General features: G+C 71.6%; 12 protein-coding genes. 11 read left to right on the top strand and 1 reads right to left on the bottom strand.

All coding sequences use genetic code 11. The features are described 5' to 3' along the window. Window positions 1-48: 48 nt before the first annotated feature. On the top strand, window positions 49-939 hold the full coding sequence (locus tag AMOR_RS15700) for a diacylglycerol/lipid kinase family protein (RefSeq protein WP_248352500.1): 891 nt from the start codon (window positions 49-51) through the stop codon (window positions 937-939). Beyond that, window positions 936-1,751, top strand: a complete 816-nt coding sequence (locus AMOR_RS15695) for a metallophosphoesterase family protein (protein ID WP_248352499.1) — start codon at window positions 936-938, stop codon at window positions 1,749-1,751. The genes AMOR_RS15700 and AMOR_RS15695 overlap by 4 nt, the downstream gene beginning before the upstream one ends. A gap of 5 nt (window positions 1,752-1,756) precedes the next feature. Here AMOR_RS15695 and AMOR_RS15690 read toward each other — a convergent pair whose 3' ends face one another. Continuing rightward, entirely contained in the window at window positions 1,757-3,445 is a 1,689-nt protein-coding gene (locus tag AMOR_RS15690; protein WP_248352498.1) for a dipeptidyl-peptidase 3 family protein, read from the bottom strand. A gap of 95 nt (window positions 3,446-3,540) precedes the next feature. Between AMOR_RS15690 and AMOR_RS15685 the strand changes: the two genes are divergently transcribed. The 9 genes from AMOR_RS15685 to AMOR_RS15645 all read left to right on the top strand — a co-directional run bounded on the left by AMOR_RS15685 (window position 3,541) and on the right by AMOR_RS15645 (window position 13,466). Next, window positions 3,541-4,836: a DNA recombination protein RmuC gene (locus tag AMOR_RS15685; RefSeq protein WP_248352497.1), complete on the top strand. Its 1,296-nt coding sequence runs from the start codon at window positions 3,541-3,543 to the stop codon at window positions 4,834-4,836. A gap of 32 nt (window positions 4,837-4,868) precedes the next feature. Next, complete coding sequence (locus tag AMOR_RS15680; protein WP_248352496.1) at window positions 4,869-5,360, top strand: MarR family winged helix-turn-helix transcriptional regulator; 492 nt, start codon at window positions 4,869-4,871, stop codon at window positions 5,358-5,360. A gap of 143 nt (window positions 5,361-5,503) precedes the next feature. Further along, a complete protein-coding gene (locus tag AMOR_RS15675) occupies window positions 5,504-6,844 on the top strand; it encodes an ABC transporter substrate-binding protein (protein WP_248352495.1) in 1,341 nt (446 codons plus the stop codon). A gap of 24 nt (window positions 6,845-6,868) precedes the next feature. Then, entirely contained in the window at window positions 6,869-7,909 is a 1,041-nt protein-coding gene (locus AMOR_RS15670; protein WP_248352494.1) for an ABC transporter ATP-binding protein, read from the top strand. Then, window positions 7,906-8,832 carry a carbohydrate ABC transporter permease gene (locus AMOR_RS15665; protein WP_248352493.1) on the top strand — a complete coding sequence of 309 codons (927 nt, stop codon included), beginning with the start codon at window positions 7,906-7,908 and terminating at the stop codon, window positions 8,830-8,832. The genes AMOR_RS15670 and AMOR_RS15665 overlap by 4 nt, the downstream gene beginning before the upstream one ends. Before the next feature lie 10 nt (window positions 8,833-8,842). Continuing rightward, complete coding sequence (locus tag AMOR_RS15660; RefSeq protein ID WP_248352492.1) at window positions 8,843-9,688, top strand: carbohydrate ABC transporter permease; 846 nt, start codon at window positions 8,843-8,845, stop codon at window positions 9,686-9,688. A gap of 469 nt (window positions 9,689-10,157) precedes the next feature. After that, window positions 10,158-11,261 carry a hydrogenase small subunit gene (locus AMOR_RS15655; protein ID WP_248352491.1) on the top strand — a complete coding sequence of 368 codons (1,104 nt, stop codon included), beginning with the start codon at window positions 10,158-10,160 and terminating at the stop codon, window positions 11,259-11,261. 3 nt (window positions 11,262-11,264) lie between these two features. Next, window positions 11,265-12,218: a hydrogenase 2 operon protein HybA gene (hybA, locus tag AMOR_RS15650; RefSeq protein WP_248352490.1), complete on the top strand. Its 954-nt coding sequence runs from the start codon at window positions 11,265-11,267 to the stop codon at window positions 12,216-12,218. Continuing rightward, window positions 12,219-13,466 carry a polysulfide reductase NrfD family protein gene (locus tag AMOR_RS15645; RefSeq protein WP_248352489.1) on the top strand — a complete coding sequence of 416 codons (1,248 nt, stop codon included), beginning with the start codon at window positions 12,219-12,221 and terminating at the stop codon, window positions 13,464-13,466. The last annotated feature ends 1 nt before the right edge of the window (window position 13,467 follow it).

Here is a 13,467-nt window from a genome sequence, read left to right as displayed (position 1 = left end):
CGCCGCCGCGGGTCCTGCGCGGCGCGCGCGCCCCGTGTAGACGATGGCGTGCCGTCTGGGAGGATGACCGTCGTCGTGAACGCGAAGGCCGGGTCGGGGAGCGGCCCGGCGGCGATCTCGGCCGCGCTCCGCGCGGCGGGTGTCGACGGCGAGGTCCTCGCGGTCCGCGGCGATCGCCTCGGGGCGACGGCGCGGGACGCCGCCGGGGCCGGCGCGGCCGCGGTCGTCGCGGCGGGCGGAGACGGGACCGTGTCGGCCGTCGCGGGCGCGCTCGCCGGGACGGCGACGCCGCTCGGCGTCCTCCCGCTCGGCACCTTCAACCACTTCGCGCGGGACCTGGGGCTGCCGCTCGAGCTCGAGGAGGCCGCGCGCGTCCTCGCCCGGGGCGCGGTCCGGGAGGTCGACGTCGCCGAGGTGAACGGGCGCGTGTTCGTGAACAACTCGTCCGTCGGCCTCTACCCGCTCGCGGTCCGCGACCGGGAGCGGCGGCGAGTCCTGCCGAAGGCGGTCGCCATGGCGCTCGCCGTGGCGCGCACCCTCGCCCGGCTCCCGGTGTTCCACCTCCGGCTCCGGGTGGGCGGCGTCGCGCTGCCCCGGCCCACCCCCGTCCTCTTCGTCGGCAACAACCTCTACGACCTGGACCTGTTCGCGCCGCAGCGGCGCGCCGCGCTCGACGGCGGCGCGCTCTCGGTCTTCGTGGTGCGCCACGCGACGCGCGCCGGCCTGGCCGGGATGGCCCTCCGCGCCGCGGTCGGTCGCCTCGACACCGCCCGGGACCTCGAGGCGCTCGCCGTGCCGGAGCTCGTGGTGGACGCGCGCCGGGGCCGGCTGCTCGTGTCCGCCGACGGCGAGGTGTTCCGGGCGGCGACGCCCCTCGTCTACCGCGCCCGCCCGCGGGCGCTCCGGGTCCTCGCGCCGCCGCCGGGGAGCGCGCCGTGAGGATCGTCGCCCACCTCTCCGACCTGCACTTCGGCAAGGAGGATCCGCCGGTGGTCCGGGCGCTCGCGGCGGACCTCGCCGCGGTGCGGCCGGCGCTCGTCATCGTGAGCGGCGACCTCACCCAGCGCGCGCGCCCGCGCGAGTTCCTGGCCGCCCGCGCCTTCCTCGCCGCGCTCCCCGCGCCGGCGCTGGTCGTGCCGGGGAACCACGACGTGCCGCTCTTCCAGGTGATCCGGCGGTTCGTCTCGCCGCTCGGGCGCTGGCGGCGGTACCTCGGTCCCGAGACCGAGCCGGTCTTCCTCGACGACGAGCTCGTCGTCGTCGGGGTCTCGACGGCGCGCTCGAACGTCTGGAAGGAGGGCCGCATCAACGAGGCGCAGATCTCGCGCGCCCTCGAGGCGTACCGGGCCGCCCCGGGTCGCGTGAAGGTCCTCGTCGCGCATCACCCCTTCGCGCCGCCCGCCGGGGCGCTCCGCGCGCGCGTGGCGGGCCGCTCGCCGGCGGCGCTCCAGGCGCTCGAGGCCGAGGGGCTCGACCTCGTCCTCACGGGCCACCTGCACCACGGGCACGCCGGCGACGTACGCGACACGGTCCACGCGCTCGCGCAGTCCGTCCTCACCGTCCACGCGTCGACCGCCACGTCCGTCCGGCGCCGCGACGAGCCGAACGCGTACAACGTCCTCGCGCTCTCGCCGGGCCGGATCCGGCTCGAGGTCCGGGCGTTCGAGGGCGGGGGGTTCCGGCCGTCGGGACGGGTCGCCTTCGCACGGGGCCCGGGGGGATGGGAGCGGGGGGATGCTTCCGCTCCGTGAAGCCTTCACCGCGGCGACAGCTGGTCCGCCGTCACGAACCGCGGGGCGATGTCCACCGGCACGCGCGCGAGCCTGTCGAGGACGCGCTTCACCTCCGGCCGGATCACGCCGAGCCGCTCGAGGAGCACCTTCGCGGCGGCGTGGTCGCCCTTGCCCTCGACCGTCATGAGCTCGCGGGTGAGCGACGCGACCGCCTCCTTCATCTTCGGCCCGTCGATCGCGAACGTCCCGTCCTTGCGCTCCGTGATCGCGCCCGCGTCGAGGAACCAGTTGATCTGGAGCGCCATCCCCTTCCCGTGCGCCTCGTTGAGCCCGAAGCGGATCGAGCGGAACGCGCCGGCGAGGAACGTGGGGTAGAGCGTCCGCTCCATGCGCCGGTCGAGCTTGCCCTCGTCGAGGAGCTTCTGGAGCGCGAAGAGCCCGCCCACGTCGGCCTTCGCCTCCTCGATGGCGCTGTACGTCTCCGCGATGGCGGCCCGCACCGTCGTGGAGGCGCCGTCCGGGAGCTTGACCTCGTGCGGCCCGAGCCCGTGCACGAGCTCGTGCATGAGGATGTGCGTGAAGAACGGGTCGAACGCGACGTTCGCCCGGTCCGCCGGCGAGAGCGCGACCTTCGCGATCGGGACGAGGACCTTCTCGAACTTCGCCTCCTGCACGTTCTTCAGCATCACCCGCTTCGACCCCATGGTCCGGGTGATGTACTCGTCGTTCGGGAGGTTGTACGCGGCGGTCTGGATGCCCTTCGCGGCGTCGCCCGCGGCGAAGACCTCGTTCACCACCCGGATCGGCGCGAGCGCCCCGAGCTTCGGGTTCTTGAGGCTCGCGTCGATCGGGAGCGCGTCCTCGATCCCCTGCAGCTCCGCGGCGAACCGGGCGAGCTTCGCGGTCTCGGCGTCGTCCCGCACGCCGACGAACGCCTCGAACGCGGCCTTCGCGTTGAACCACTCGTCCTCGTACACCTCGTACGGCCCGACCGTCGGCTCGACCGCGGAGTCGAGCCGCATCCACGCCGCGTCGGACTCGCGGTAGGCGTTCCCGAGGAACGCCGCCGCCCGCGCCTCGAGGAACGTCCGGAGTGTCGCGTCGCGCGTGAGCCCCGCCGCCTCGCGGAGCAGCTCCGCCGCGCGCGAGAGCTCGCCCTGGTACTCGAGGCTGTAGGGGACGATCGCGAGCTTCCCGTCCGGGCGCCGGCGGATGAGGGTGAAGAACCCCGTCGCGGCGTCCTTCTCGTCCGGCGGGAGCGTCGCCACCCACCGCTCCACCTCGTCCTTGGTCGCCCCCGCCGGGTAGAAGTTCCCCGCCTTGGGCTTCTCCGGGACGCCCGGGACGAACGCGCGGTCACCCTCGAGGCGGTCCCACGGGCCCTTGTTGCGGAGGAAGTACGTCACGCGCGCGCGGCCGAGCGGCGTCGAGTCCTCGAGCAGCTCGAGCAGCAGCGCGTCGTTGCCGCTCCAGACCTGGCGCAGGAAGAGCGCGTCCATGATCCGGGCCGCCTCGACGACCTTCGCCAGCGCCGCCCGCTCCGGCGCGGGCAGCCCCGAAAGGTCCACCTTCACGTCGACCGGGGCGTACCGGGCCTCCGCCTGACGGAGGGCGGCGGCGGCGGGGAACGCCTGCGGAGGCGGCGGCGCGGCGAGGGCGGGGGCGGCGGCGAGCGCGGCAGCGAGGGCGAGCGAGCGAAGGACGGGGCGCATGGGGTCTCCTGTCGGCGGGTGCTTTTTACCGCGGAGCGGGGCGGAGGAGCGGGGAAACGGGGTGCGGGGTCGGACCCGTCCGCTACGCTCCGCCCATGGACCCGCTCCTCGCCCTCGCCGCCGGACTGGCCGTGGGCGGCGCCGCCGGCCTCGCGCTCTGGGCCGGTGCGGCTCGCCGCGCCGCGGCGGCGGAGGCGCTCCTCGAGGCGGAGCGCCGCCACGCGGACGCGCGGCTCGCCGCCGAGCGCGCCCGCGCCGCCGAGCAGCTCGCGCTCGTCGAGGACGCGCGCGCGCGGCTCACGGATGCCTTCAAGGCGCTCTCGGCCGACGCGCTCCGGGAGTCGAGCGCGTCGTTCCTCGCGCTCGCGCGGGCGAGCCTGGAGCGGTACCAGGAGGGCGCCCGGGGCGAGCTCGAGCAGCGGGAGCGCGCGGTCGCGGCGCTCGTGGCGCCGGTGAAGGACGGCCTCGCGAAGCTGGACGGCGAGCTGCGCGCGCTCGAGCGGGCCCGCGAGGGCGCGTACGGGGCGCTGGTGGAGCAGCTCCGGTCCCTCGCCGAGGCGCAGGGGCAGGTGAGGGCGGAGGCGGCGAGCCTCGTCCGGGCGCTCCGGGCACCGCACGTGCGCGGCCGCTGGGGCGAGCTGCAGCTCCGCCGCGTCGTCGAGCTCGCCGGGATGGTCGCGCACTGCGACTTCCGGGAGCAGCAGAGCGCCGAGTCCGAGGCCGGCCGGCTCCGGCCGGATCTCGTGGTGAGCCTGCCCGGCGGCCGGAACGTCGTGGTGGACGCGAAGGCGCCGCTCGCGGCCTACCTCGAGGCGGTGGAGGCGAAGGACGACCAGGTCCGGGCCGCTCGCCACGCCGACCACGCGCGCCAGCTCAGGGATCACGTCGCGGCGCTCTCCCGGAAGGCGTACTGGGAGCAGTTCCAGCCCGCGCCCGAGTTCGTGGTCCTCTTCCTCCCGGGGGAGAGCTTCTACGCCGCCGCCCTCGAGGCGGATCCGTCGCTGCTCGAGGCCGGCGCCGAGCGGCGCGTGCTCGTCGCGACGCCCACCACCCTCATCGCGCTGCTCAAGGCCGTCGCCTACGGGTGGCAGAAGGAGGCGGCGCAGGAGAACGCCGAGGCGGTCGCCGCGGTGGGGCGCGACCTGCACAAGCGGCTCGGGGACCTCGGCGAGCACCTGGCCCGGCTGGGCCGGAGCCTCGCGCACACCGTCGAGGCGTACAACCGTACGGTCGGTTCCGCCGAGGCGAGGCTCGTCCCGGCGGCGCGGCGCCTCTCCGCGCTGGGCGCTGCGCCGGATGGCGCCGACCCGATCACGCTCGCGGCCGTGGAGGCGCTCCCCCGCCCGGTACTCGCGCCGGAGCTGGTGGACGGCGGCGGGGCCGGGGGTTGACTTCGGCCGTTCATGGGATTCTTCTCACCGACGTGCAGCGCCCCGAATCCTCCCTCGGACTCCTCATCATCGCGGCCCGGCACGCGATCCGGCACGCGATCTGCGCGCGCGCCCGGAAGCTCCGGCTGACGACCCAGCAGTTCTGGGGCGTGTACTGCCTGCGGCAGGTGCCGGGGCTCACGCCCGGCGAGCTCGGCCAGTGGATGCTCCTCGACGCGCCCGCCGCGTCGAGGCTGGTCGCGGATCTCTCCAAGCGGAAGCTGATCGACGTGCGCCCGGACCGGGACGACCGGCGCCGCATGCGCCTGTTCCTCTCCGACAAGGGCGAGCAGGTCGGGCAGCGCGCGCAGGTGATCGTCGACGAGTACCATCAGTCGATCGCGCGGGGCATCACCGAGGACGAGCTGCGCGCCCTTCGGGCCGGGCTCACGAAGGTGGTCGACAACCTCTCCGGCTTCGACGAAGACCCGGCGGACGTCGCCGCGACGCGTCGCTCCGAGCGGGTGGCGCGCACCGGCTCGTAGCGCACCGCCAGTCAAAGCCCCTCTCCCCCTCCCGCTTACCCGCCGGGGGTTGTGACCCGCGCGGCCCGTGACCGCCGTCCACGGTCGGTTACTCGATCGGTCCCAACCCTTGCTTCGCGCGCCCGAGGCGCGGGAGGACGGTCATGGCGAACCGGAAGCGTGGCTTCACCCGCAGGCAATTCGTGAAGGCCGCCGGGATCGGCGCGCTCGCCGCGGCGGGGAGCGCGGCAGGGCTCGCGCCGGGGCGAGCGCGCGCGCAGGAGAAGACCCTCAAGATCATCCAGTGGAGCCACTTCGTCCCGGCCTACGACAAGTGGTTCGACGGCGTCTTCTGCAAGCAGTGGGGCGAGAAGCACGGCACCCGCGTCGTCGTCGACCACATCTCGATCGGCGAGATCAACGCCCGCGCCGCCGCGGAGGTCTCCGCGCGGAGGGGCCACGATCTGTTCATGTTCCTCTCGCCGCCCGCGGCGTACGAGCAGCAGACGATCGACCACACCGAGATCTACCAGCAGGTCGAGAAGCGCTGGGGCAAGCCCATCGACCTCGGCCACAAGTCCACCTTCAACCCGCGGACGAAGAAGTACTTCGCGTTCTCGGACAGCTACGTCCCGGACCCCGGCAACTACCGCCAGGACCTCTGGTCGCAGGTCGGGTTCCCCAAGGGTCCCGACACCTGGGACGACCTGCGCAAGGGCGCGAAGGCCATCAAGGACAAGTTCGGGAACCCCTGCGGCATCGGCCTCTCGCAGGAGCTCGACACGAACATGGCGATGCGCGCGCTGCTCTGGTCGTTCGGCGGCGCGGAGCAGGACGAGAACGGACGCGTCGTCATCAACTCGCCGCACACGATCGAAGCGCTCAAGTTCATGCGCGCGCTGCAGAAGGAGTCGCAGACGAACGAGGTCTTCACCTGGGACCCATCGTCCAACAACCGCGGCATCCTCGCCGGGAAGCTCTCCTACGTCGCGAACGCGATCTCGGTGACCCGCACCGCCGAGAAGGACAACCCGGAGATGTCGCAGAAGATCCAGATCGTGCCGGCGCCGAAGGGCCCGGTCCGGCGCATCGCCGCCGAGCACGTGATGGACTGCTACGTCGTCTGGAAGTTCGCCGAGAACGTCGAGGGCGCGAAGCAGTTCCTCGTCGACTACATGGACGCGTTCGGCGACGCCTTCAAGGCGAGCGAGTTCTACAACTTCCCGTGCTTCCCGAAGACGGTCCCGAACCTCAAGGAGCAGATCGCGAACGACCCGAAGGCGAAGCCGCCGGACAAGTACAAGGTGCTCGGCGACGTCCTCGACTGGGCGACGAACGTCGGCTACCCGGGGTACGCCAGCGCCGCCATCGACGAGGTGTTCAACACCTTCGTCCTCCCGACGATGTTCGCGAAGGTCGCCCGCGACGAGCTCAAGCCCGAGGACGCCGCCCGGGCCGCCGAGAAGGAGATCAAGCGGATCTTCGAGAAGTGGAGCAAGGCGTAGCGATCGAGGCGCCCGAGGGTCCCCTTGGCGGTCGTCGAGACGCGCAAGCTGACGAAGGTGTTCGGGAAGGCGGAGGCCGGCGCGGTGAACGCGGTCGACCTCGTGACGCGCGACGGCGAGTTCCTCGTCTTCCTCGGCCCCTCCGGCTCCGGGAAGTCGACCCTCCTCCGCATGATCGCCGGGCTCGAGGAGCCCACCGCCGGCGACGTGCTCATCGGCGGCAAGGTGGTGACGCGCCTCCCGCCCCGGGCGCGCGGCATCGCCATGGTGTTCCAGAGCTACGCGCTCTACCCGCACCTCTCCGTCCAGCGGAACATCGGCTTCCCGCTCAAGGCGCACGGGGTTCCGAAGGAGAAGCGGCTCGAGCGGGTCCGGTGGGCCGCTGACCTGCTCGGGATCGGGCACCTGCTGGAGCGGCGCCCGCGGGAGCTGTCCGGCGGCGAGCGCCAGCGCGTCGCCCTCGCGCGCGCGCTCGTCCGCGAGCCGACCGTGTTCCTCCTCGACGAGCCGCTCTCGAACCTCGACGCGAAGCTTCGCGCGTCCGCGCGCGAGGAGCTGACGCAGTTCCACAAGCGCGTCGGCACGACGACCATCTACGTCACCCACGACCAGGTCGAGGCGATGGCGATGGGCAACCGCATCGTCGTGCTCGACAAGGGGATCGTCCGCCAGATCGGCACGCCGCGGGAGGTCTACGACGAGCCGGCCGACACCTTCGTCGCCACCTTCCTCGGCTCCCCCCCCATGAACCTCCTCGAGGACGGCGGGCTCGTCGCGGGCTTCCGGCCGGAGAGCCTGCTCCCCGCCGCGATGGTGCCGGCGCCCGCCGCGCCGGTCCGGTTCCGCGTGACGCTGCTCGAGTACCTCGGCTCGGAGCGGATCCTCCACGGGGTCATCGAGGGCGGCCGGTTCGCCGGCCGCAAGGCCGTGTCCCGGATCGCGGCGGCGTCGAGCGGCGCGCTCGCCGAGGGGACGGTGCACGACTTCGCGGTGCCCGAGCGCGAGCTCAAGTTCTTCGACGAGGCGGGGAAGCGGACCGCCGCGCGGGTGCTCGAGTGGCGGTGAGCCAGGCCGAGCTCGCGCGGGAGGTGCCGCGGCGGCGTCGCGGACCTTCCGGCGCGACCTGGCTCGGGATCGCGCTCTTCTCGCCCGCCCTCGTCTACATCCTCGCGCTGGTCGGGCTGCCGCTCGCGCTCGCCTTCCTCTACAGCGTGGGCAACGTGACGGTCGGGTCGGTGGGCTACCGCTTCGTCGGCCTCGACAACTTCCGGAGCGTGCTCGAGAGCCCCGCGTTCCGCCGCGCGCTCCTGAACTCGTTCGTGTTCACCATCGCGACGCAGGTCATCGTCATCGTCTGCGCGAACGCGCTGGCCCTCGCGCTGCGCGAGCGCTTCCGCGGACGCGCGCTGGTGCGGTTCCTCATCCTGCTCCCGTGGGTCGCCCCGATCAGCGTCGGCGCCATCGGGTGGAAGTGGATCCTCGACTCGATCTACTCGGTGGTGAGCTGGGTCCTCGCCCGCCTCCACCTCGTGAACATGTTCGACCCGCCGATGTGGCTCGGCGAGCCGGGCCTCGCCATGGCGTCGGTCATCGCCGTGCACGCCTGGCGCATGATCCCGTTCTCGACGGTGATCCTCCTCGCGGGCCTCTCCTCGATCCCGAAGGACATCCCCGAGGCCGCGGCGGTGGACGGCGCCGGGTTCTGGCGCACGCACCTCGAGATCACGCTCCCGATGATGCGCCCCATCATCAACGTCGCGGTCCTGTTCGGGGTCGTCTTCACCTTCACCGACATGACCGTCGTCTACATCCTCACCCGGGGTGGCCCGTACGACACGACCCAGGTCCTGCCGTCGCTCGCGTTCTTCACGGGCGTCCTCGGCTCGGACCTCGCGGAGGGCGCCGCCATCTCGGTGTTCCTCGTGCCCATCCTCGTCGCGGTGGCCGTGCTGATGCTCCGGCTCGCGCACCGCGCCGAGATCACCTGAAGGAGCGGGCGTGGACGGACCGCGAAAGTCGCTCGGCACCCGGATCGGCCGCTGGGCCATCGTGATCGGGTTCGCGACGCTGCTCGCGTTCCCCTTCTACTGGATGGGGATCACGACCTTCAAGCAGACGAGCGACCTCTTCAACGTCGAGCACGACCCGTTCGTCTTCAACGCGCCCCCGACGCTCGATCACCTCCGGTACCTCTTCGAGGAGACCCTGTTCCTCCGCTGGTTCTGGAACACGACCGTCGCCGGCGCTGCGGTCGTCGCGATCACGCTCCTCCTGGCGGTGCCCGCGGCGTGGGCCCTCGCGCGCCTCACGGGGCGCTGGGGCCAGCAGCTCGGCATCGGGATCTTCCTCACGTACCTCGTCCCGCCCACGCTGCTCTTCATCCCGATGTCGCGCGTGGTCGGCTTCCTCGGCCTCCAGGACACGCTCTGGGCGATCATCGTCACCTACCCCACCTTCACCGTCCCGTTCTCGATCTGGCTCCTCATGGGGTTCTTCAAGGCGATCCCGCGCGACCTCGAGGACGCGGCGCTCGTGGACGGTCTCACCCGGCTCGGCGCGTTCGTGAAGCTGGTGATCCCGATCTCGCTGTCGGGGATCCTGACGGTCGTGATCTTCTCCTTCACGCTCGTGACCCAGGAGTTCGTGTACGCGCTGACGTTCATCTCGTCGGCGGAGCACCAGACCATCGGCGTCGGCATCCCGATCTTCCTCGTCCGGGGGGACGTCTACTACTGGGGGTCGCTCATGGCGGCCTGCCTCATCGCCAGCCTGCCCACCGCGGTGGTCTACAACTTCTTCCTCGATCGCTTCATCGCCGGCTTCACCGTCGGCGCGGTGAAGTGATCGGGCGTGCGGGGGACGGCCGCGCCGGCGGCCGCCCGGACCTTCACCACTCGTGATTTTCGGGGGCCGAGGGGCCGGGGCATCGCCCGGACCATCGGTACGTCCCGCTCTCGCCCGCGCGCGCTCCGAGGAGGCGGCCGACCGGGGCGCGGCATTTTTTTGACCGGGAGGGGCGCGCAAAATTTGTATTGGACCGTTCGAGTCAATGTTGCCCAGCGGAGTCCACGAAGGCCATTTGTCGGGGTCCCTCGTCGTGCCAGTCCGGCTTTCCGTTGACGGGTATCAATTCTGGACCCATCCACGCGGTGCGCAAATGACGCACAGTGACCGTTTGCCTCCCTATCCGAGCGCAAATCATGCGTTCGTCGAAAACGGAAAACCTCCGGGAATTTTGCCAGGTTGCAATTGCGGACTGGAGCGGTAGGCTCCGCGCCACCTGGAGGACTGAATGGACAATATGGGCTCCCCGATGATTGCCGAGCCGGAGGCCAAGGGCGTCTCCCGCCGTGACTTCATCAAGGTTTGCAGCGTCGCCGCGGCCGCCGTCGGCCTCCCCGCGTGGGCGGGCGAGAAGATGGCGGAGAACGTCGGCAAGAAGAAGCCGTCGGTCGTGTGGCTGCACTTCCAGGAGTGCACCGGGTGCACCGAGTCGCTCCTGCGGACCAGCCATCCGGACGTCGGCTCGCTGATCCTCGACCTCGTCTCGGTCGACTACCACGAGACCCTCTTCGCCGCGGCCGGCAAGCAGATCGAGGCCGCGCTCGACGACGCGAAGAAGGCCGGCGGGTACGTCCTCGTGGTCGAGGGCGCGATCCCGAAGAAGGAGGACGGGATCTACTGCATCGTCGGCGGCAAGAAGGCCACCGACTCCCTCGTCGAGTGCGCCGAGAAGGCCGCCGCCATCATCTGCATCGGCTCGTGCTCCTCCTGGGGCGGCGTGCCGTCGGCGGCGCCGAACCCGACCGAGGCGGTGGGCGCGCCGGAGATCCTGAAGGCGAAGGGGATCAACAAGCCGGTCATCACGCTCCCCGGCTGCCCGGCGAACCCGTACAACCTGCTCGGCACGGTCCTCCAGTTCGCGACGTTCGGGACGCTCCCCGCGCTCGACGAGAAGGGCCGCCCGAAGTTCGCCTACGCCCGCGTCATCCACGAGGACTGCCCGCGCCGGCCGCACTTCGACGCCGGCCGCTTCGCGCAGGTCTTCGGCGACGAGGGCCACCGCAACGGCTGGTGCCTCTACAAGCTCGGCTGCAAGGGCCCGCAGACGCACGCCAACTGCTCGCTCCTCGACTTCTGCGAGGTCCCGGGCGCGTGGCCGGTCGGCATCGGCCACCCCTGCGTCGGCTGCACGGAGCAGGGGATCGTCTTCAACAAGTCGATCTACGAGAACCTCCCCATCGAGAAGCCGACCGCCCCGATGGCGTACCCGGCCATCCACCCCGAGCACGGCGTCGTCGGGTCGAGCCCGGTCGCGGTGGGCCTCGGCGGAGCGGTGATCGGCGCGCTCGTCGGCGCGGGCTACGTGGCGTCCAAGAAGATCGCCGAGTCCGACAAGGGCGAGAAGAAGGAGTAGCCGATGCGCATCTCACGACGAGACCTGCTCAAGGGAGCGGCCGTTGCGGGAGCGTCCACCGTCCTCGTCGGCTCGGCGGAGGCTCGCGAAGCGGTCGAGCCCCGTCCCGACGCGGTGGGGATGCTCTTCGACGCGACGAAGTGCGTCGGGTGCCGCGCCTGCCAGACGGCGTGCAAGCGCGCCAATGAGCTGCCGGAGGACCGCGTCGCCGGCCCGACCGGTGGCGAGTACGACGCGCCCTCCGACCTGAACTCGAGCACCAAGAACATCATCAAGGCGTTCGAGGGCGGCGGGCAGCCCACGTACATGAAGCAGCAGTGCATGCACTGCGTCGATCCGTCCTGCGTGTCCGTCTGCATGATGGGCGCCCTCCACAAGGAGGGCGAGGGCAAGCGGGACATGGGCGGCGAGAAGAAGGGCACCGGCATCGTCATCTACGACAAGGGCCTGTGCGTCGGCTGCCGCTACTGCCAGATCGGCTGCGCCTTCAACGTCCCGAAGTTCGAGTGGTACGCGGCGCTGCCGCTCATCGTGAAGTGCGAGCTGTGCCGGCACCGCCGCGACCCGAAGAAGGACGGGCCGCTCGCGGTGGCGAACCCGGCCTGCTGCGAGGTCTGCCCGCGCGAGGCCGTCGTCTACGGCAAGCGCGAGGAGCTGCTCGCCGAGGCGAAGCGGCGCGTCGCCGCCGACCCCAAGAAGTACAACGCCCACATCTACGGCGAGAAGGACGGCGGCGGCACGCAGGTGCTGTACCTCGCCCCTGCGGACGTCGCGTTCAAGCAGCTCGGGCTGCCGGAGCTCGGCGAGGAGTCGCAGGCGCACTTCTCCGAGAGCGTCTCGCACGCGCCGTACCTCCACGGCGTGACGCCCATCGCGCTCTACGCGGCGATGGCGTTCGTCATCAAGCGCAACAAGTCGAAGGAAGAGGCCGGCGAGCACGGCGAGGAGGGCAAGTAGATGAGCGCCCACGGACACCCGAAGGCGATCGGCGGGCGGATGCTCGACCCGCTGATGAAGGTCCTCCTCGTCCTCTTCGGCATCTCGGCAGCCGTGATGGGGTACCGGTTCCTCACCGGCATCGGCCCGGTGTCGAACATGACCGACGGCTTCACCTGGGGCATCTGGGAGCCGGTGAACGTCGTCGTCTTCACCGGCATCGGCGCCGGCGCGTACGCCGTCGGCCTCCTCTGCTACCTGCTCAACAAGGGCAAGTACCACGGCCTCGTCCGGCCGGCGGTGCTGGTCGGCGCGATCAGCTACACCCTCGGCGCGAGCTCGATCGTCGTCGCCCTGGGCCGGTACTGGAACGCGTACTGGCTGGCGTGGCTGCCGTACTGGAACCTCGGCTCGGCGCTGCTCGAGGTCGCGGTCTGCGTCCTCAGCTACGTGATGGTGCTCTGGGTCGAGGTGCTGCCGGCGGTCTTCGACGGCGCCGCGCAGAGCAAGTCGCCCACCTGGAGCGCCTTCGGCAAGAAGTGGGGCGCGCGGCTCGCGCTCGCGATGCCGTTCATCATCGCCCTCGCGATCCTGCTCCCCTCGATGCACCAGAGCTCCCTCGGCGGGCTGATGCTCATCGCCGGGCCGAAGATCCACCCGCTCTGGCACACCGCGCTCCTCCCCACGCTGTTCCTCGTGTCCTGCCTGTCCATGGGGTTCGGGGCGGTCGTGATCCTCGTGAACCTCCTGCGGCTCTCGTGGGACGCGAAGGCAGATCAGCGGCTCTTCGCCGACATGTCGCGGGTGAACGCCGGGCTGCTGTTCTTCTACGTCGCGCTCCGCCTCGGCGACATCGCGCTCCACGGGAAGCTCCGCTTCCTCGGCGCGAACTTCCCGACGTTCCTGTTCGCGTGCGAGCTGGCGCTCTTCCTCGCGCCGGCGATCATGTTCATCTCGCCCGCCGTGCAGCAGAACCGGGGCCGCCTCTTCGGGGCCGCGCTGCTCGCGGTCGCCGCCGGCGCCGCCTACCGCGTCGACTCGTACATGACGATGTACCGCCCGGCGGGCTGGACCGACGGAGTCGCGAACCCTTCCGGCTGGAACTACTGGCCGTCGCTGGGCGAGCTCTCCGTCACGATCGGCATGGCCGCGATCGGCGTCGCGATCTTCATCTTCATCTCCCGCAAGTTCCCCGTCGTGGTCGTCCAGGACGCCCGCACGCACTCCAACCTCGGCGCCGGCCCCGTGAAGGCCGTCGCCAGCCGCTAGT

This window comes from Anaeromyxobacter oryzae (genome assembly GCF_023169945.1).
GTDB lineage: Bacteria > Myxococcota > Myxococcia > Myxococcales > Anaeromyxobacteraceae > Anaeromyxobacter > Anaeromyxobacter oryzae.
The sequence above is the reverse complement of the archived record's forward strand: the minus strand, read 5'-3'. Positions and strand labels throughout refer to the sequence as shown.

Excerpts from the sequence above, each read along its gene's own strand:
- AMOR_RS15690 (WP_248352498.1), bottom strand. The coding sequence starts at position 3,445 with ATGCGCCCCGTCCTTCGCTCGCTCGCCCTCGCTGCCGCGCTCGCCGCC.
- AMOR_RS15685 (WP_248352497.1), top strand. The coding sequence starts at position 3,541 with ATGGACCCGCTCCTCGCCCTCGCCGCCGGACTGGCCGTGGGCGGCGCC.
- AMOR_RS15675 (WP_248352495.1), top strand. The coding sequence starts at position 5,504 with ATGGCGAACCGGAAGCGTGGCTTCACCCGCAGGCAATTCGTGAAGGCC.
- AMOR_RS15655 (WP_248352491.1), top strand. The coding sequence starts at position 10,158 with ATGATTGCCGAGCCGGAGGCCAAGGGCGTCTCCCGCCGTGACTTCATC.
- hybA (WP_248352490.1), top strand. The coding sequence starts at position 11,265 with ATGCGCATCTCACGACGAGACCTGCTCAAGGGAGCGGCCGTTGCGGGA.
- AMOR_RS15645 (WP_248352489.1), top strand. The coding sequence starts at position 12,219 with ATGAGCGCCCACGGACACCCGAAGGCGATCGGCGGGCGGATGCTCGAC.